Source organism: Acaryochloris marina MBIC11017 (assembly GCF_000018105.1).
Taxonomy (GTDB): Bacteria; Cyanobacteriota; Cyanobacteriia; order Thermosynechococcales; family Thermosynechococcaceae; genus Acaryochloris; species Acaryochloris marina.
Genome location: NC_009925.1, coordinates 4,347,057 through 4,366,645 on the forward strand (window position 1 = coordinate 4,347,057; position 19,589 = coordinate 4,366,645).

Consider the following 19,589-nt stretch of genomic DNA (forward strand, 5'->3'; position numbering starts at 1 on the left):
CAAGACACAATGGAAGCATTGCGTTGTTACCCTAGCGCTTCATGATCACGCAAATTTCACACCAGATTGGCGACCTTATCGCTGAACGGTATCGTGTGCGATCCGTTTTGGGGCAAGGTAGCACTGGTATCACCTTTGCTGTGGAGGATGTTCAGACTCATCAGCAGTATGCCCTTAAAGCTTTGTCCCTCAAGGGAATTCAAGATTGGAAGCAGTTAGAACTGTTTGAGCGAGAAGCGAACGTTCTCTCGCAACTCGATCACCCATCAATTCCCCATTACATCGACTATTTCCAAACGGATACTGCAGAAGATCGGTGTTTTTATATTGTTCAAGAATTAGCACCAGGTAAATCTCTTGCCTGTCTGGTGGAGGATGGATGGCGAGCGAGTCAGGCGGAGGTCCGTCAACTCGCTTTGAAAATTTTAGAGACATTGCAATATCTTCATGAATTACACCCACCGATTATTCATCGGGATATTAAACCGCAAAATATTATCCGTAATGGCGACGGCCAGTTCTATTTAGTCGATTTTGGAGCAGTGCAAAATGTCTACTACAACACGATGATGGGCAGTACGGTTGTAGGCACTTATGGGTATATGGCTCCTGAACATTTCCAAGGTAAGGCTGTCCCTGCGACGGATCTCTATTCTTTGGGAGCAACGCTACTGGCGCTGCTCACCCATTGCTCTCCTGCTGAATTGCCCCGGAAACGTCTGAAAATTGACTTTCGCTCAGTCGTAAGGCTCGACCCTGCTTTTGCCAATTGGCTGGATCATCTCATCGAACCTGCGGTGGAAGATCGGTTTGTTTCGGCCCGGAATGCGATCGCAGCCCTAAGACAACCAGGCATCCCACGACAATCTTCTTTACCTCAAAAAGATAGATCTGCCCCGATTCAGCCAGTGGGCAGCAATATCCAATTACACAAAACGCAGACTACACTGACTGTTCATATTCCCCCCGTCGGTTGGCATTGGGAAACGTTGAAACAGGAGTGTCTACAACTTTGGGTTAATGTCTGTGTCCTCGTTGTATTTTTATGGGCCTTTAAAGCGGCCATGCCCCCACTAATATTTGGAGTTGCGGCCTGTCTCGGCGGCATGATTGGGATTGGAATGCTGAACTCTGTGGTGTTTGCCATTGGGGGCCATACGCATCTCAAAATCGCTCCTCAGGCTTTTCGGTTATCCTGGCGGGTTCATATACCTGGTCTACAATACTCTCGCAGAGGGCGCACTGTAGACTTGATCGGGATTAAGTTAACCACGTCTCCTAAGAGTAAAGTCAAATACTGCACCCTATTCACTACAGATCATCAATATAGTTTTGGAACACATCTAAGCCCTTCTGAGCAGGCTTGGTTAGTGGAGGTCATTGGTCATTTTTTGAGGCCAGAATAATCCTGGCTCGGCCCAGCGGGTTGTGCTAGATCACCCACCGCTCTTGTGGGGCAAGCCACAATAAAGACAGCCCATTACCTATAAGGCAGCTCATGCTTCAGCGGACCTCACACCAGATTGGCGACCTCATTGCTGAACGGTATTTAGTGCAATCCGTGTTGGGGCAAGGAAGCAGTGGCATGACCTTCGCAGTTGAAGATATTCAGACTCGTCAGCTGTATGCCCTTAAGGCTTTGTCCCTTAGAGATATTCAGGACTGGAAACAGCTTGAACTGTTTGAACGAGAAGCCCAGGTCTTATCCCAGCTCGATCATCCAGCAATTCCTCACTACATTGACTACTTTCAAGCGGATACTGACCAAGACCGATGGTTTTATATTGTCCAAGAATTAGCGTCCGGTCAATCCCTGTCAGACTGGGTTAAGGAGGGCTGGCGGGCCAGCCCGGCTGAAGTGCGTCAATTGGCAGTGCAGATTTTAGGCATTCTTCAATATCTCCATGCATTGAGTCCACCCATTATTCATCGGGATATCAAGCCCCAGAATATTATCCGTAGCGAAGATGGTCAAATTTATTTGGTGGATTTTGGAGCAGTCCAAAATATCTATCGCAATACGGCGGGCAGTACCGTTGTTGGTACCTATGGCTATATGGCTCCCGAGCATTTCCAGGGTCAAGCAGTCCCGGCGACGGATCTCTATTCTTTAGGGGCGACGCTTCTCTTTCTCCTGACCCATTGTTCTCCTGTTGATTTGCCCCAACAGCGGCTCAAGATCGATTTTCGCCAAGCCGTTCAACTCCAGCCAGGGTTCGCCGATTGGCTGGATTGTCTGCTCGAACCTGCTGTGGAAGATCGCTTGAGTTCGGCTCAGGAGGCATGGGATGCATTGGCAGCGTTAACTCGGCCCTCTGCCAAGCCGGTTCGTCCCAAATCCTTATCCCAACGGAAAGTAGAGGCATTGCGGCAACAGCCCAAAGGCAGTAAGGTGCGGCTTCAAAAAACATCGTCTCAACTGACCGTTGATATTCCTCCGAGTGGGTTGCGGGGCAAAATTCTAGGGATTGGCCTGTTTGCCTTGTTCTGTGAAGGGATTGCCTTTGCGATCGCAGCCAGTGTTGCCACCAGTCTATTCAACGGTCAAGTCCCTCCTCTGTTTGCGTTTGTCGCGATTCTACCCCTACTGATTTCAGGATCAGGGCTGTTGATAGCGGTCTTGTTCGGTATTGCCGGGAGTATCCAGTTACAGATCAACTCTCAAACCTTTCAACTGTGTTGGCAAATTCAGCGCTTGGGGCTGCGACATCAAATATCGGGCAGCACAGCAGCATTGGATGGGGTTAAACTAACGACGGCCTATAAAAGTAATGACCGACCCGTTGCCGCCTGCACCCTGATTGAAGGAGACAAACTCCATAAATTTGGTACTCTGCTTAGCCTGCCAGAAAAAGAATGGCTCGTTCGGGAAATTAGTGATTTTTTATGGTGTCAGCCACGCCAGAAACAGACCGTCTAAAAGGCTCAGCGGCTTCAGGTGTAGCGTGACCTGCTCAAAAATCCAAGATGTCAGAAGCTCAGCGCTATCTGTGCAACCTGAATTAAAGGGTTCAGGCGTCTGACTGATATAGATCTCCCTGATAGCGCTACCCTAGAGATCTCGCGAGGAGCGGTATTCTCCAGTCATTCCCTATGAACTCCGGTTTCCCTAACCCTTATGCCTTTGAACATTCTGATCCAGAGACCTTAGAAGCTGAACTGGATCAGACCATTCAGGACTTTGAGCAAATGCAGGCAGAATTGGGGTATCAGCAAGCCCATTCTGCTCTAGAGACCTTGGTGGATAAGCTGGATCTCTCTCCCCGAGAGCGAGCGGGACTAGAAACCGAAATCAATTCCCTGCAATCCATGCTCGACAAGCTAGAAAAACAGGTGGTTCATATCGCTGTGTTTGGCATGGTCAGTCGAGGCAAATCTTCCCTCCTCAATGCCTTGTTGGGACAGGCCGTGTTTGCCACCGGGCCGGTGCATGGGGTGACGCAACAGAGCCAGCAGGCCAGCTGGTTTGTGGATCAAGACTCTGGCGAAGAGGCCATTCGCGTCTCTTTGCAAGGGGTGGGGCAATCCCGGATTGAGCTGATAGACACCCCTGGGATTGATGAAGTCGATGGTGAGGTGCGAGAGCGGCTGGCCCGCCAAATTGCCCAGCAGGCCGATTTGATTTTATTTGTGATTGCGGGGGATATGACCAAAGTCGAGTTTGAGGCTCTATCGGAGTTGCGGCAGGCCAGTAAACCGATTCTGCTAGTGTTCAACAAAGTCGACCAATATCCCGAAGCAGATCGCAACGCCATTTACGAAAAAATTCGAGATGAGCGAGTGCGAGAGCTGCTGTCTGCCGATGAGATTGTCATGGCCTCGGCAGCCCCCCTGGTGGCCCAAGCCATCCAATATCCTGATGGGCGCTTGGGGGCAGAACTGGTGCCCGGCCCCCCCCAAGTCCAGGATCTAAAGTTGAAAATCCTAGAAGTGCTGGAGCGAGAAGGTAAGTCACTGGTGGCCCTGAATACCATGCTCTATGCCGATGATATTAACGAGCAGCTGATTGAGCGGAAGATGCGGATCCGCGATCGCAGTGCGAATCAGATTATTTGGCGCGGCGTCATGGCCAAAGCGGTCGCCATTGCCCTTAATCCCGTTACCGTTGTGGATGTGCTCAGCAGTGCCGCCATCGACATCGCCATGATTCTGACCCTTTCAAAGCTTTATGGCATTTCCATGACCCAAAAAGGAGCCGTCGATTTACTACGCAAAATTGCCTTAACAATGGGCGGCGTTGGTGCTACGGAACTATTAACCACTCTAGGGCTAAGTTCCCTCAAAGGACTCTTAAGCTTAGCGGCTCCAGCAACCGGGGGAGCCTCCCTGTTGCCCTACGTTTCTGTGGCCGTTTCTCAAGCAGCTGTGGCGGGGGTTTCTTCCTATGGCATTGGTGAAGTTACCAAACGGTACCTCGTCAATGGGGCCTCCTGGGGACCCAATGGGCCAAAAACCGTGGTTAATGAGATTCTCTCTTCCCTCGATCAGGCCACTATTTTGAACCGGATCAAAACCGAGCTGCAGGAAAAACTAGATATTGCTGATGACAGCACATCTATGGTGGAAGAGGGCTAACCCCTATTCTGGAGGAGTGGCCGCGTCTGCTCCTGTAATTTCGATGGTGTCATTAACTTGAAGTTTGCCCTGGTCATCAATGCTCCAAATGTCATAGCTTCCCGTGACGTCGCCTTGAGGGTTTAGATCAACGGTGCCGCTGGCCCCCTGATAGTTGATGGTTTTCCCTTCCCGTAATAAGGCTAAAGCTTCACAGACATCCGTCACTTCTTCGCCCGGGGCATTGGCGACTGCTTGTAGCTGTTCTCGGATGCCAGTACCGGTGGGCTCCTTGGCGGCCTCGGCAGCCAGAACTAGAAGGGCCGTCGCATCCCAAGTATTAGGGTCAAAGACACTGGGCTCTCGCTGAAACGCGTCTTGATACCGTTTTTGAAAGGCTACTAAGGCAGGGCCACCCGCACTGGGAGCCGTCCCCAGCATCCCGGACACTAAATATTCCCCTTGGGCATTTTTACCCACTAAATCGGCAAGACTGGTCTCTTTCATGCCATCAGTGGTGATTAATGCCGTGTTTCCATCTAAGAACCCGAGTTCTTGAGCAGATTTGAGGATTAAACTGCCCGTTTCTGGATAGGAAACCAGTAGTACTGCATCGGGTTGGCCCTTAAACACCTGATTCACTTCTGTATCAAAGGTGGAGGTATTCGGATCATAGAAGGTGGGCCGAGTTTCATTGACCACCGTCCCTCCCATCGCTTTAAATGCGGGGATAAAGGCAGACACTAAGCCATTGCCATAGTCATTATTGATGGCCAAAATAGCGACAGACTTGTACCCTTTCTGCTTGGCCAATTGGGCGAGGGCCTGACTCTGAAAGGTGTCAGGCGGTGCCGTTCGGGCCCAAAAGCCTTCAAATTCGCCTTTTTCGGCCCGTTCAGTAAACACAGGACTGGTACTGGCCGGAGAGATTTGGACAACTTGACCCCGAACTGCAATGGGAAGTGCCGCGCTAGATGATGCACTAGAGGCTGCTCCCACCACTCCCACGACCTGATCAGCCTCAACGAGTTTAGTCATGGCTTGGGTGCCTTGGGCGGGATCCGTTTGAGTATCCGCACTGATAAGGGTGACCGGTTTCCCCAACACTCCATCACAGGCATTCACGGTTTTGATTAACAAGTTGGCCGTTTCTTGCATCGGTGTGCCATATTGCGCCAAGTCGCCGGTAATCGGCAATAGCGTGCCTAGTTTGAGGCCGTCTCCGGTCGAGTCAGGGGCGGATAATTGACATCCTGAGATGGCAGCACAACAAAGCCCTAAAGCTGCCCCTGAAACTAAACGTTGACGAAGCATGACCAACCTCCCGAGCACCGAATATCAACCATGAGTTGATGAGACCAGAAAATTCAATCACCAGCTTAGTCGACTCACTTCCGCTTCTCCTAGTCCTGCTACAAAGCTTTAATTTGCCCTAGCTTGACGAGAGGCGCTTGGAGACCCGCATGGCCCCAAATTGCGACCATTCACCATATTTTCACTGGGGGTTTGTATCGTAATACACAGTTTTGATTTGGGATATCCCCCGGAGGATCAGCATGAAAATAAAAGCGCTTGCCGCTATGAGTCTGGGCCTGTGTTTGCTGCTACCGACAGCCTCGACCCTGGCTCAATCTGAATCGGATTCGATGCCCATCACTCCTACTCCTGATGGTTCGATGACACCAGATGCGCCCCCCGAGGCAGCTCCCCCTGTAGAAACCGAAGCTGCGCCCCCCGAAGAAAGCATCACACCAGAGAGCGCTTCACCCACTGAAGGCGCTGAACCAGATGCCAATATTGGTGGTGCAGAAGATGGCGCTAAGTTAGTCACCTGTGGCCCTAATGGTTCTGCTGTGGTCGCGATGTCGGTTCGCCCTGGCTGCCACTTGCTGAAGGTGAACTCCCCCCCCGGTGTTAAGTAAGCACTCCTGAATCATCAGAGCAAAGCTAATGAATTGGCATTCTGGTGGTCTGGAAATGTTATTCACGTTTTCTTCACAAAGTTAGATAACTATCTCTAGGCTTTGAGTAGAAACCCATCGCCTGAATTGTTCTGAAGGCTTTGATGTTTATGTAAGCTATCTTTACTGAACAAAGGTCTAATCTTTCGGCCACAAGACTATACCTTTGTTCAATAAAGAAAAACTTATTCGTTAGTTTTTAGTGATTACTTTTTTTTACTATCAAAAATGGCCGGACTTTGATCAAATGGCGCAAAGTAGCTTTGTAGACTGAGCATCCGAGTAACGCAGGATTAAATATATCAATCTCGCTACTGAAGATTTTATTTACAAAAATAAATAATTTGCTGCCCTTATTCTTGCATAATGCAAATTAATGAGTGCTTTCAGAGTTTTCTAAGAAAACTCTAATTTTTTTCCTTAGAAATTTTTGCTAGGCTAAGAAGAGTGAATCAAAGATTTGAGTATTAATCAGGCCATCGCTTATCCCCATGTTGAATCCGCGAAGTGGCGATGCCTAAATTCATCTTAATTAAAGATCAAGGGGTATGACTATGAACGTTCAAGACATCCACCAATATTTCAAAAACCCTCCTCCCGTTTACATTACTAAAGAAGTAGCTGTTTGCTATATCTTGACGGTTTTGTTGGAAGAAGGAGATTCCTATGGCACGGCTCTCCTGAAGCATATTCGAGCCAATCACCCTCCCTATCGAATTTCTGATACGGTGCTGTATGCTGCCCTCAATTTCCTTATTGATGAGGAGATGCTGAGTGGCTATTGGCAAAATGAGTCCGGTCGAGGTCGACCTCGGCGGATGTATCAAGTTGCCGAGGGACGGGAAGAGGATGCTAAAAACTTGTCCCAATTGTGGCTAAAGTTTCTAGGGAAGGATCCTGCCTTAACAGAGTCTTTAGTGTTGACTTAATTCCCCTTAGACCTTGATTGAATGAGCTTTCGGCTGGAACTTACCTGGGTTCCAGCCGTCTTAATATCAACGTGGGATTTGAATATTTTATTCCCCCGGGGCATGACTTGACAGACGAGTGATCGATGTTAAGGTTTAACTCTGCTATGTGCATACTCAAGGCATATAAGCACGGGTTTGAGGTCACGAATATCGGGTTTGCTTGAACTCACGCACATTCAAATTTCTGAGCAATTAGAGAGGAGCTATGAAAGGATTAATTCGCTGGGGTCTGATAGTTAGCCTGGCTGGAGGTGGCTTTGTCGGTACCTCTCTAGTGCAGCAAGAAGCTGCGATCGCAATTCCTGAAGCGGAAGCAGTAAAGCGCCTCGAAACGGTTCCTACTTTTGCAGTGACAGATGAGAAAGGATCCCCCGTTCTCGCCGCTGTCCCGAATCCAAAAGATAAGACCAAAAAGATCCAGGTGGCGACGTTCTTTATGAGCCAAACGGATGCTCAAAATTTGGTCAATAACTTAAAAGCTAACAAGCCTGACATTGGTAAGTCGGCCCGAGTGACGCTGATTTCGCTACGGGATGCCTATGAAATCACAAAGAAGAATAAGGATAAGCAGGACCAACTGGTGTTCCAATTTATCCCCAATAAAGAGCAAGTCGATCTGGCCAAAGCCATCCTCAAGCAGGAAGGTCAAGATGTTAAGCAGTTTCAGGGCGTTCCCATGTTCTTCGCCATTGGCGGCAAAGAGAAGGGATTGCTGACGATTGAGCAGGGCAAAGAGAAGATCATCCCCTTCTATTTCCGCAAGCAAGATTTGCAGGGCATGATCGACCAGCTCAAGAAGCAAAATAACCCCCTGAGCGGTACCACCAAAATTCAGGTGACGTCCTTGGATCGACTGGTGGGTTCTTTGTTCAAGTCTGAAGATGCTACCGCTAAGCAAATTGTGCTGATTCCGGCCCGAGATGCCTTAGAGTATGCTGTTCAGCAGCAGAAGAAAAATGGCGCTCAGCAGAAGCCTAGTGCAACCCCAGCGGCAACCCCTAAGAAGTAACGCCTTCCAGGTCTCGGGTCAGAGACTTTGGCAATGGTATCAACAAGCGATCGCAAATCTGTCTCAAGAACAGGAGCGATCGCTTGTTGATTTAAGGCAGGAATTGGATTGGCTGTTGTTAGAGATCTCTAACCTTACCCCTCTAGATTTGAAGTTAACGCCATCTGCGCCCCCGATCGTTCAGATGCAGGTGTCTTTAGAAGAACTGCAGCAGCTCTGGCAGCAACGACTGACTGAGAATAAGCCGGTTCAACATCTGACGGGGACAACCCATTGGCGTCAGTTTCATTTACAGGTATCAAAGGATGTCCTGATTCCTCGTCCAGAAACAGAATTGTTGATTGACTTGGTTGTGGATGCCGCTCAAAATTCTGCGCGTTTAGATCACTTGAATTTATGGGCCGATCTGGGTACGGGGAGTGGGGCCATTGCTTTGGGGTTAGCGACGGCTTTTCCCCAAGGGACTGTGCATACTGTGGACTGTAGTCGGGAAGCGTTAGCGGTTGCTCAACGTAATAGCCAGACCTATGGCCTAGATCCGCAAATCCACTTTCATTGGGGACAGTGGTTTGGACCTTTAGTAGGGTTAGAAGGTCAATTTTCTGGGATTGTCAGTAATCCGCCCTATATTCCGACGGAGATTTTACCGACCCTGCAGCCTGAAGTGTTTGAGCATGAACCCCATCTGGCCTTGGATGGTGGTGAAGATGGATTAGATGCGATACAGGAGATTGTTGCGATCGCACCCCAATACCTCCAACCTGGTGGTTTCTTACTCCTGGAGATGATGTGTGGCCAAGATGCAGCCGTTAAAACACTCCTTATCAACCAAGGCCAGTACGAACAGATTCAAATTCATCCAGATTTAGCGGGTATTCCTCGATTTGCCCAAGCCTATCGAATATAAGTTACGGTTCGAGTAGCAGTATTTGTGACGACCATGACCATTCTGGAGCGCCTTCAAGCAGACTACGACCGTTTCCCCGAGAATCAGTCTTTTGACTTGTATGCAGAGGATGTTTACTTCAAAGATCCCCTCAACCAGTTCCGTGGGGTTGCCAAGTATCAAGAAATGATTGGCTTTATCCAGAAGTGGTTTATCAATACCCGGATGGAAGTGCATGGAATTGAGCAGCAGGACAACGAGATTAATACCCGTTGGACCTTGTATTGGCAAGCACCCTTCCCCTGGAAACCGCAGATGGCCATTACGGGCCGTAGCGAACTGAAGCTCAACGATGCAGGGTTAGTGTGTAGCCATATCGATTATTGGGATTGTTCGCGTTTCTCGGTGTTTAAACAACTCTTTTTCCCAGTCTCATCGTCTACCTTGTAGATAGGCGGTTAGCAAGGTGGGGTATGGAAATCGGTTTACCGAAAGAAATCAAGGATCAAGAATTTCGTGTTGGTCTTAGCCCTGCTAGCGTTCAATCTTTATGTCAGCAAGGTCACCAAGTTTTTGTCGAGACCCATGCTGGGATAGGGGCAGGCTTTCCAGATGAGGACTATTTGCAGGCTGGGGCCAAGATCGTCACCACTTCCGATCAAGCCTGGAACCGTGAGCTAGTCGTCAAAGTTAAAGAACCTTTGCCAGCAGAGTATGGTTTGCTGCAGTCGGGGCAACTTCTATTTACCTATCTGCACTTAGCGGCAGATCGCACCTTGACGGAGCAGTTAATACAAACCAATGTGAGTGCGATCGCCTATGAAACGGTAGAAGTAACCTTACCCGATCGCATTTCCCTCCCCCTACTGACTCCCATGAGTGTGATCGCCGGTCGCCTCTCCATTCAATTTGGCGCGCGGTTTCTGGAGCGACAACAAGGCGGGCGAGGCGTCTTACTAGGGGGAATTCCCGGGGTTAAACCTGGCAAAGTGGTGATTCTCGGTGGCGGTGTGGTGGGCACAGAAGCGGCTCGTATTGCCGTTGGCATGGGGGCTCAAGTCACGATTTTGGATATTAATGTGGAACGGCTTTCCTATTTAGAGACCCTCTTTGGCTCTCGGGTAGAGTTACTGTACAGCAGCTCCCGACATCTAGAGCAGGTATTACCCACTGCTGATCTATTGGTTGGTGCTGTTCTTGTACCTGGCAAACGGGCTCCAATCTTAGTGTCTCGTGCATTAGTCCAGAAAATGGCGGCGGGTTCGGTAATTGTGGATGTGGCAGTCGATCAAGGCGGCTGTATCGAAACACTGCACACGACCTCTCACACTGATCCAGTCTATGAAGCCGAGGGGGTTCTCCATTATGGAGTTCCCAATATGCCGGGGGCAGTACCGTGGACAGCGACGCAAGCTTTAAACCACAGTACCTTCCCGTTTGTGGCCAAGCTTGCCAACCATGGCTTAAAGGCTCTTGAAAAAGATGCTGCCTTGCAAAAGGGTTTGAATGTTTATCAGCAACGTTTGGTTCACCCGGCAGTTCAGCAAGTGTTCCCCGACTTAGCTGCCTAAATCAGCTCTGGGGGAGCGGCTCAACGGTATGCTGAAAGGGAAGTCTTGAGTGGTTGGGCGCGAACCTATGTCCCATGCTGGTGAATTAAATCCTGAGTCTGATTTGGTCTTGGTGGTTGGTGCCACAGGCGGGGTGGGGCAATTGACAGTGGGAGAACTCCTAGCCCAAAACATCAAGGTGCGAGTTCTATCCCGCAGTGAAGATAAGGCCCGGCAGATGTTTGCCGATCAAGTCGATATTGTGGTGGGAGATACCCGCGAGGCAGACACTTTACCGGCGGCGATGCCCGGTGTAACCCATATTATTTCCTGCACCGGCAGCACGGCCTTCCCCACAGCTCGGTGGGAATTTCGAGCAGCGTCAACTCGGTGGGAATGGTTTAAGCGATATGCCAGACCCAGCTATTGTCGAGCGCAAGCAGACAATAGTCCTGAAAAGGTGGATGCAGTGGGTGGCCAACATTTGGTTGATGCTGCGCCTCAGGATCTGAAGCGGTTTCTGCTGGTCTCTGCTTGTGGCATTGAACGTAAAGATAAGCTGCCCTTCAGTATTCTCAATGCTTTTGGGGTTTTGGATGCCAAGCTGGTGGGTGAAACGGCGCTCCGTGAGTCAGGCTTGCCCTATACGATTGTGCGTCCTGGCCGCCTGATCGATGGCCCCTATACGTCCTACGATTTGAATACGTTGTTGAAAGCGAAAACGGAAAGTCAGTTAGGGATTGTCGTTGGCACGGGAGATCAGCTCTCAGGAGAAACGAGTCGGATTGACTTGGCAGCGGCCTGTGTCGCCTGTCTACAGAATTCCCACACGGAGGGCAAAGTTTTTGAAATAATGAGTGAGGGGGCTCGACCTAGCACCATTGACTGGAACACTCTATTTTCGGAACTGATCTAGCCCCAACAATGCAGCGTGTCGCTCAATTTTTTTCGAGGCAACCTCCCAAGACCTATAACATTTTGAGTATTGGCTTCCGTGGAGCTGGGAAAACCGTTTTTCTGGCAGGTAGCTATACTTCTCTGCACTTCAATCGAAAAAAAGCTCGATTGCACCAGGAATGGCTGGACTGTCAAGATGCTGAGTCTCACGAGAAGATGAATCAGCTGTTGGACTTTATCACCCAGTCTCGTCAGTATCCGCCGCCAACGCTAAAAGCGACTGAGTTTAACTTCAGTGTTAAGACTCGGACTCTCTGTGGGGTCAAAACGCGCTGCCATTTGCACTGGTGGGATATTCCGGGAGAATTTTGTCAGCCCAATAATGCCGATTTGCAATTGCTGCTATTTAGCTCCCATGCTTGCTGCTTACTGATCGATGCCCCTGCATTCGTCAATGATCGTCCCTATCAGCAGAAAGTGAAATCGGTGCTCCAACAATTAGCGAACTTCCTTCCCCAATCCCAAGCTAATCGTCCTAATTATCCGTTGGCAGTGATTCTGACCAAGTTTGATTTATTGCAAACAGAGCTGAGTCGGGGGCAGCTCAAGCAGCAACTCCAACCATTTGTTCAGGATTTACGCAGTCATCAGATTAACGCTCACGGGTTCACCTCTGCGATTCCGCTAATCTCCTTTGGGGCTAGCGTGACACTGCATCCTCAAGGTACAGGTGCGCCTTTTCGCTGGCTGATTACGGAATTGAATAAAACTGAACAGGCTGTGAGACGTTAATTCTATTTGGTGAAGCTTTGCATATATTCTGGGATAAAGGCTGATAAAAACCTAGTAATGTTTCGGGATTAGAGATAGAAGGTATATTCGTGAATAAAATCCTGATTTTGGCTTCAAATTCTAAGAATACTCAGTCTCTGTGTTTGGATGAAGAGGTCCGCACCATTCAAGAAAGACTCCAGTGCTCCAACGGGGAGCTGCTGGCCACGCTCGGAAAAGATGGCATGGCGCGGGTGTGGGACTTGCAGGGACGGCAAATTGCGCAGTATAAGGCATCTCGATTTGCGATTAATTCTGATTGGTCGAAGATTGCGACAGTGCAACAGCCGAATGCTTTTCGGAAGCAAGCTGAAATTATCTTTTATCGAATGGATGGGTTAGAAGGGCTGCTGGCCAGGGGGTGCCGTCGGTTGCATTGGTATTTGGTTAATAGCCAGCAGGTGACGGATGAGGAGCGGGCGGCTTGTAATTTGTAGGCCATCACCCCCCGGCCCCCTCTCCCAATTTTGGGAGAGGGGGCCGGGGGGTGATGCTGAGATTTTCAGTTGTTCTGGGGGGGGATAATGCAGGGTTGGATAGGGTTTGGGGTTTGAAGGCAGAGTGTTGGAAGAGCTTTGGATGGGGGTAGGTTATGGCAAAATCTAGTGATCGAATTCGAGGGACTACTCGTAAGGTTGAGCGGGCAGCTCGTCAACTTCGTCACCATCCGACTGATGCAGAAGCGTTGTTGTGGGAAGCTTTGCGGAATCGGCAGCTCAATGGGCTGCGCTGGCGACGACAACATCCGATTGGTCGCTTTATCGTGGATTTTTACTGTCCTTCATGCCGTTTAGTTGTGGAGGTTGATGGCGAGATACATCTGCAGCAACAGGATTACGATTTGGCTAGAACGGCCCATTTGGAGGAGTATGGGCTTACCGTTCTGCGCTTTAGTAATGCGGCAGTGGAGTCCAATCTACAGGAGGTTTTGGCGGCGATTTGTCACCATATATCGAGTCGAGGGTGATGAGTGGTGCAGGGTATTTTGGCCCTCACCCCCCGACCCCCTCTCCCAACCTTGGGCGAAGGGGAGAATGCAGCGTATCAGTGAATTCTTACTCCCCTCTCTCAATACTGGGAGAGGGGTTGGGGGAGAGGGCCTAGTCCTGGCTTGAGCTTCAATATAGGCTTGCTCTTTGAGTGCAACACTTGTCCGCTTTGGCTAGCAGTGTTGGGTTCAACCAGTTGAATCAATAGGGATGCTGGCCCTCACCCCCCGGCCCCCTCTCCCAACCTTGGGCGAGGGGGAGGAATTCAGCGTATCGGTGACTTCTTGCTCCCCTCTCCCAAACCTGGGAGAGGGGCTGGGGGTGAGGGCCATGACTTACACAGTCGCTTCCATCTCAGCAATGCATTCCTTAATCCGTTGAGGCATCTCCTCCAAGCTGGCATGATACCGTCGCCCATGACCCGGTAAAATCCAATCAAAATCGTAATCAAGGAGCTTGCGCATAGACTGAATTTGCTCTTCCCAGGAATACCAACAGTAGCGCCGGAACCCAACCAAACGCTGTGCACCTGCAGACCACGCCAAATGGTCTCCCGTAAACAGAAAATGCTTATGCAGCAAAACTGTATGGCCTTTGCTATGGCCGGGTACGGGAACAATCAGGAGGTCTGAAGCCAAAGGATAGGGTTCAGTCCCTTCAATCTGTAATTCCACATCTTGGGTTCCTGTGGAAATATCATCCTGGTACAAGATGCGAGTGCAACCAAAATGGGCTTGAAACTGAGCATGGTCCGCCACATCATCCTGATGGGTGAGATACATATACTGAATGCCGCCCATCGCTTCTAACTGTTTCACTAATGGCGGGGTGAATCGGGGGGAGTCCACCAGAACATTGCCCTCATCCCGTTGAATGAAATAGCTGGTCGCGCCAAAGGACTTTTCAGAATGGTAGCCACAGTGGTAGACATTCTCAGCAATTAGAATAGGTAGACTCTGCTGTACCTGTTGAATCTCGGTGGGTTTATTGACGGTGCCAATTGAAGCTGTTGGGCAAGCGAGTAACGCTTGTAGGGCATGCAATCGCTCTTTCTCTTGCGTAGGTTGGACAAACACGGCGGATTGGCTACCATCCCGATGAAAAATATTGGGGGCCATCCATCGGCAGGTATCACAGTCAATGCAAGTACTATCAACGTACAAATCACCCGTAACGTTTTGCGATCGCCTTTTCTGTATCTGAGCCATTTTTAACTCTCTTGAAACACCGCTTGTCTCCAGCCTAGCGTGAGCATTAGGTCTTCAGTCGCAGTGATAGGCTGTAACCGTCCGTGACTTCTCATATCCCCTATGCGTACGATTGCCGAGATTAACGACAAAATCGAAGCGGGCAAAGCCGTGGTTTGGACCGTCGAAGAACTAAAAGCCAAAGTGGCCGATATGGGGATTACTAAAGCCGCGAAAGCTGTCGATGTGATTACCACGGGCACCTTTGAACCGATGGAATCTTCCGGGGCCATTCTCAACTTGGGGCATACGGATCCACCGATCAAAATTCGCCAATGTTGGCTGGATGGAGTGGCGGCCTATTCAGGGTTTGGGGCCGTTGACCTTTACCTTGGCGCGTCTCAAGCCCCGGATCGCAAGCAGCCCTCAGAGTTGATGGAGGGGGAAGATATCCAGATGCAAGGGGGCGGCCATGTGATTGAGGATTTGATCGCCGGTAAAGCGGTTCATTTACGGGCTCTGGGACAAATGACCGATTGCTATCCCCGAGCTACCCTGGACACGATGATTACCAAGGAGACCATTAACCAGTTTTATCTGTTCAATCCCCGCAATCTCTACCAAAACTTTATTGTGGGGGTGAATGGGGGTGATCATCTGCTTTATACCTACTTAGGGCCTTTGCAACCGCGTCTAGGCAATGCCATCTACTCCAATCCAGGGGCCTTATCTCCTCTCCTCAATGACCCCAACCTACGGTTGATTGGCGTAGGTACTCGCATCTTTTTAGGGGGAGGCGTGGGCTATGTGACTTGGGAAGGTACCCAGCATTTCCCGTTACAAAAGCGATTGCCGAATGATACGCCCATTGGGCCAGCGGCGACCCTGGCCCTCATTGGAGATGCGAAGCAGATGGAGTCGCGATGGGTGCGAGGCTGCTATTTCAAGCAGTATGGCCCTTCTTTGATGTTAGGGGTTGGTATTCCCTTACCGGTAATAGATGATGAAGTCGTCCGCCGATGTGCGGTTACGGATGAAGACTTAGTGGCCCCCATTATCGATTTTTCGATTCCTCGGCGGGTGCGACCTACTTTTGGCCTCGTCAGCTATGCCCAGCTTAAATCTGGAACCATTCAAGTGGAGAGCACCAAAGTCCGTTCTGCTCCATTAGCCAGTATGGCCCTAGCTCGTCAGGTAGCGTTGGAACTGAAGCAGTGGATCGAGTTGGGGACGTTTACCTTGACGGAACCCGTGGCGTCTATTGCGTGCGATCGCACCTTCGTTCCCCAGGATGCTTGGGGGTCGCAAATTAGCCTGGATTAACCTCAGGCCCTTCGAAGAATCTGGAGGTTTCAGTCAGTAATCCGATTGAAATCAGGAATATTTTTATTGTTCAAACAACGAATAATTCTTGTTGGCAGCCTGAACAACTTTTTGCTCCTATTTTTTTCAGCAAGTTAAAAAAAATAGGGCATTCACAAAAACTGAATTCAGCAAAATTTAGCATAAACAACATCTCAAGCTTGGGTCACCCATGAGGTAAAAGAGCTTCATTATTGACTCGGAATGCTATCAGCCAGCGTCAACCTATCAGTGCAAGGGAATATTACAGTGAGTGGATCTTCAACAGCATCTCAAACCTGGCCATCCTTTCCCAAAGCGATCTTGTCGGTCAGTCGTAAGGAACATTACCACCAGCCATTAGGTTTAACGATTCTGTCTAGGAAGAATGAGGGAGAACCAGTAGACCCCAGCAGTACAGCCTTCCTAGATCCACAATATTGGCATAGCCATTCTCCTCGGCCTGAAGGGCCAGGACCTCTTCCCTCCACTTTGAAGGGCCATGTGTTTGTGATTGGCACAGCTGCCTCTTTTGATTCCAAAAAGATAGAAAATACTGAGATTTATTTACCTACCCAAGATGGTTGGCAACATATTTATTCTGGCGATGGCATGATCTATCGTTTAGACTTTCATAACTCAGTTCATTCAACCGCTACACCAGAAAACCCCCACCCTGAACAGCCTTGTGCCACGACCCAACAACCGGGATGGGCTCATTTAGCGACTCGCTTGATCAAAACCCCTGATTACTATGCAGACTGGGCTTTGGAATCCGACCCCAAATACCAAAAGCCGAAGTCAGACTATCAGCAACTGACGTTTCGGGATGCAGCCCTAACGCGTCTATCGATCGGGTTGGGCGGCCGGAATTATCTCAATACCGCCTGGCTACCCTTAAAGCCGAAACAGAAGGACAGTGAGCGGTTACTAGTGACTTGGGATGCTGGACGGCCCTACGAAGTTGACCCTTGTTCCTTAGGATTGGTTGCTCCCGTCGGACTCAATAAAGATTGGAAACCCATTTTTGATATGCCAGCGGTTTCACGGCCCCTGCAAAAGTGGTTTGGGTTCCCGATTTTGTCCCAGGTCTTTCCCATGATTTTGTCGTCGGCCCATCCCGTCTATGACGACCATGAAGATGCCGTTTATATGGTCAATGGCACCAAATCCATGGGGAGCATGATGCAAGTTTCACGGCTGCAGCCCTACTTCCTCAAAGGGGTTTTGGAATTCATCAATAAACTAGAGGGAGAAGACCCCAATGCCCCGCGAACGTCTTTCTTTGACTATGTTGTGTTGGGGGTCGTTAATGTTGCGCTGTGGCTAGTCGGGATATTGCTGGCTATTTTGAGTTTCTGGGAAGTGGGGGGGACCGATCGGCTTTTCCTCTATCGATGGCAGGGGGAGCAAACAGAGATTGATAAATCCAATCAATGGGAAGTGGTCACGGAAAAAGGGCATTCAATTCCTATCTATCAGTCCGTTCATCAAATGTCTTTGACGAAAGACTACATTGTTATTTCCGATTCCAGCTTTAAATTTGTGGTGGCTGATGTACTGCCCAGCCTCTTCAATCCCCAAGATTTTACAAAAAACCTACGCAAGATCGTTCGGTTTGTTGCTCGCTCCAAACAGAAGGGGACCGAAAAGGCTGAATCCACTGCCCCTTCAACTGACTCTCCCGATAAAAGTCCAGAGGAGATTAAACAAGAGGTTAAAAGGGACTGGCGCCAGGATTTTCAAGATTTATTCTCATTCCTTAACTATGCCCAAACCCCCTACACCGATGTGTACGTTATTGTCCGCTCTGATCTGGAGTCTGGGGATTCCAGTCTAGGTGTCCGCAAAGTAAAGGCCAAGCATTTTCGTCTTCAACCGGAAACCGCCCATTTCCTGTCGAGCTATGACAATCCAGCCGGTAAAGTGGTGCTCCATGTTGGTCATATCAAGGGTCTCGATCCAGCTGAGTTTGTCAACAAAATTGATGAGGCCGTTTGCCACTATTCCACCACCAGCAACTCAGGACAACCTTGTCCAGAAGATATCAACGACATCCTGCAGCAGCGATCCGGGGTTTTAGCCAACAGTATGGCGCCAAATCAGTTAGGGACGTGGACCCTAGATATGGAAACGGGGCAATCCGAAAAAGTCATTATCGAGGACGAAGATAAGTTTCAACTGCTGGCCTTCTTTACCCTCAACGAAAAGACAGCCAATCAAGTCACAGATGTGTATTGGAATTGTGGCGGTGTTTGGCCTAATCATCACACCCTTAACCATCTTGATTTATACAAAGAACAAATCGATCCTCAGGTACTCGATCAACAAATTAACCGGATTGCCAAGGAAGGTAGACCGGCCAATCTGCTGCGAGTCAGTCAAACTCCTGCTCTAGACGGACAGACCTCCACGCCTCCTCAACTCAAAGTTGAAGACTATTACGCCTTTCCGCCAGGCTGTTATGCCAGCTCTCCTCAGTTCGTCCCCAGAGAAGATGGCCTCCCCAGTTCTACCCATGGCTATATTGTTTGCGTAGTTGTGGCGACGGATGATCCACAAACAGACCATGCAACCCATCCTAAGTTGAGTGAATTATGGATCTTTGATGCCGCCCACCTCAGCCAAGGGCCGCTATATCGGCTGAATCACCCGGAGTTAAATATTGGGCCAACCCTACATACCGCCTGGCTGAGCAAGCTGGAATCGCCCCCCTCGCGGACGGACTATGACGTGCGGGACGATTACCAAGAGGTCCTCGATCAAGTGGAACCTGCGAGCCTCAAACAACGCATCCAGGATCTATTTGACCAGGATGTCTTCCCTAAGGTTCTGCATGACAGTGCAGATGCGAGTGCAAAGCAAACCTTTAAGATGAGGATTTTTGATGCTAATGGCGTATCTTCGGCGGTCCATCGTGGTGTTGAACAATATGCGATGGCCTGTGGATACCATGATCCGGTTGTGCTTCGAGCTGAAGAAGATACTTTAGTTCAAGACGTTCAATATCAAGATACGGATCAACTTTCCTCCCATCAGTTCGCTGAAATTGCCCAAGCGGGGGTTGACTTGTTTCGTGGTCATCCACCCAAGCAACAATATGATGAGCCATCACTACTCCTCCACCAGAGTGCAAAGGCCCTCGCAGCTCTGTTAAAAATCATTGCTGCTGTAGAAAATGGAGTTCTGCTGCTGGGCCAACTGATCATTATCAAATCGAGTAATCCAGAGAGTCTTCCCCAGACCTATGTGAAAGTTGTTTCGGAAGAGTTAAAACAGACTCTGGCAGAGACCCCTGAGCTGTTGGATAGCTCCCAGGCAATGGTCAATTTTCTTTATAATCGAGCAGAATTACCGGATGCCATTGCTTAGGCTTGGCCAAACGATAGGCCAACTTGACTCGGATCAGACTG

General features: G+C 49.6%; 17 protein-coding genes. 15 read left to right on the forward strand and 2 right to left on the reverse strand.

Annotated features, from left to right (window positions below; genetic code table 11):
* Positions 1-41 precede the first annotated feature (41 nt).
* The 3 genes from AM1_RS19570 to AM1_RS19580 all read left to right on the forward strand — a co-directional run bounded on the left by AM1_RS19570 (position 42) and on the right by AM1_RS19580 (position 4,575).
* Complete coding sequence (locus AM1_RS19570) at positions 42-1,406, forward strand: serine/threonine protein kinase (protein WP_012164627.1); 1,365 nt, start codon at positions 42-44, stop codon at positions 1,404-1,406.
* A gap of 92 nt (positions 1,407-1,498) precedes the next feature.
* Positions 1,499-2,920 (forward strand): serine/threonine protein kinase, encoded by a 1,422-nt coding sequence (locus AM1_RS19575; protein WP_012164628.1) that lies wholly within the window; start codon positions 1,499-1,501, stop codon positions 2,918-2,920.
* Positions 2,921-3,093: 173 nt separating this feature from the next.
* A complete protein-coding gene (locus tag AM1_RS19580) occupies positions 3,094-4,575 on the forward strand; it encodes a GTP-binding protein (RefSeq protein ID WP_012164629.1) in 1,482 nt (493 codons plus the stop codon).
* A 3-nt stretch (positions 4,576-4,578) separates the two neighbouring features.
* Here the strand turns inward: AM1_RS19580 and AM1_RS19585 are convergent, their stop codons facing one another.
* A complete protein-coding gene (locus AM1_RS19585; RefSeq protein ID WP_012164630.1) occupies positions 4,579-5,868 on the reverse strand; it encodes an ABC transporter substrate-binding protein in 1,290 nt (429 codons plus the stop codon).
* A 242-nt stretch (positions 5,869-6,110) separates the two neighbouring features.
* On the opposite strand from AM1_RS19585, the gene AM1_RS19590 reads away from it, so the two are divergent.
* The 10 genes from AM1_RS19590 (at position 6,111) to AM1_RS19635 (ending at position 13,626) form a co-directional block, all read left to right on the forward strand.
* Complete coding sequence (locus AM1_RS19590) at positions 6,111-6,476, forward strand: hypothetical protein (protein ID WP_012164631.1); 366 nt, start codon at positions 6,111-6,113, stop codon at positions 6,474-6,476.
* 593 nt (positions 6,477-7,069) lie between these two features.
* A complete protein-coding gene (locus AM1_RS19595; RefSeq protein WP_010475419.1) occupies positions 7,070-7,444 on the forward strand; it encodes a PadR family transcriptional regulator in 375 nt (124 codons plus the stop codon).
* A gap of 247 nt (positions 7,445-7,691) precedes the next feature.
* The gene (locus AM1_RS19600; RefSeq protein WP_012164633.1) at positions 7,692-8,495 is read left to right on the forward strand and encodes a Tic22 family protein; all 804 of its coding nucleotides are present in this window, start codon (positions 7,692-7,694) and stop codon (positions 8,493-8,495) included.
* A complete protein-coding gene (prmC, locus tag AM1_RS19605) occupies positions 8,464-9,402 on the forward strand; it encodes a peptide chain release factor N(5)-glutamine methyltransferase (protein WP_012164634.1) in 939 nt (312 codons plus the stop codon). The genes AM1_RS19600 and prmC overlap by 32 nt, the downstream gene beginning before the upstream one ends.
* A gap of 33 nt (positions 9,403-9,435) precedes the next feature.
* On the forward strand, positions 9,436-9,831 hold the full coding sequence (locus tag AM1_RS19610) for a DUF2358 domain-containing protein (RefSeq protein ID WP_012164635.1): 396 nt from the start codon (positions 9,436-9,438) through the stop codon (positions 9,829-9,831).
* Positions 9,832-9,854: 23 nt separating this feature from the next.
* Entirely contained in the window at positions 9,855-10,952 is a 1,098-nt protein-coding gene (ald, locus tag AM1_RS19615) for an alanine dehydrogenase (RefSeq protein ID WP_012164636.1), read from the forward strand.
* Between the two features lie 67 nt (positions 10,953-11,019).
* Positions 11,020-11,847, forward strand: a complete 828-nt coding sequence (locus tag AM1_RS19620; protein WP_012164637.1) for an SDR family oxidoreductase — start codon at positions 11,020-11,022, stop codon at positions 11,845-11,847.
* 8 nt (positions 11,848-11,855) lie between these two features.
* The gene (locus AM1_RS19625; RefSeq protein WP_012164638.1) at positions 11,856-12,620 is read left to right on the forward strand and encodes a TRAFAC clade GTPase domain-containing protein; all 765 of its coding nucleotides are present in this window, start codon (positions 11,856-11,858) and stop codon (positions 12,618-12,620) included.
* An 89-nt stretch (positions 12,621-12,709) separates the two neighbouring features.
* Entirely contained in the window at positions 12,710-13,096 is a 387-nt protein-coding gene (locus tag AM1_RS19630; protein ID WP_041660028.1) for a hypothetical protein, read from the forward strand.
* 155 nt (positions 13,097-13,251) lie between these two features.
* Positions 13,252-13,626 carry an endonuclease domain-containing protein gene (locus tag AM1_RS19635; RefSeq protein ID WP_012164640.1) on the forward strand — a complete coding sequence of 125 codons (375 nt, stop codon included), beginning with the start codon at positions 13,252-13,254 and terminating at the stop codon, positions 13,624-13,626.
* Between the two features lie 357 nt (positions 13,627-13,983).
* Here the strand turns inward: AM1_RS19635 and AM1_RS19640 are convergent, their stop codons facing one another.
* A complete protein-coding gene (locus tag AM1_RS19640) occupies positions 13,984-14,856 on the reverse strand; it encodes an MBL fold metallo-hydrolase (RefSeq protein WP_012164642.1) in 873 nt (290 codons plus the stop codon).
* A 102-nt stretch (positions 14,857-14,958) separates the two neighbouring features.
* On the opposite strand from AM1_RS19640, the gene AM1_RS19645 reads away from it, so the two are divergent.
* Positions 14,959-16,158, forward strand: a complete 1,200-nt coding sequence (locus tag AM1_RS19645; protein ID WP_012164643.1) for a homocysteine biosynthesis protein — start codon at positions 14,959-14,961, stop codon at positions 16,156-16,158.
* Positions 16,159-16,401: 243 nt separating this feature from the next.
* Positions 16,402-19,548: a carotenoid oxygenase family protein gene (locus AM1_RS19650; RefSeq protein ID WP_012164645.1), complete on the forward strand. Its 3,147-nt coding sequence runs from the start codon at positions 16,402-16,404 to the stop codon at positions 19,546-19,548.
* The last annotated feature ends 41 nt before the right edge of the window (positions 19,549-19,589 follow it).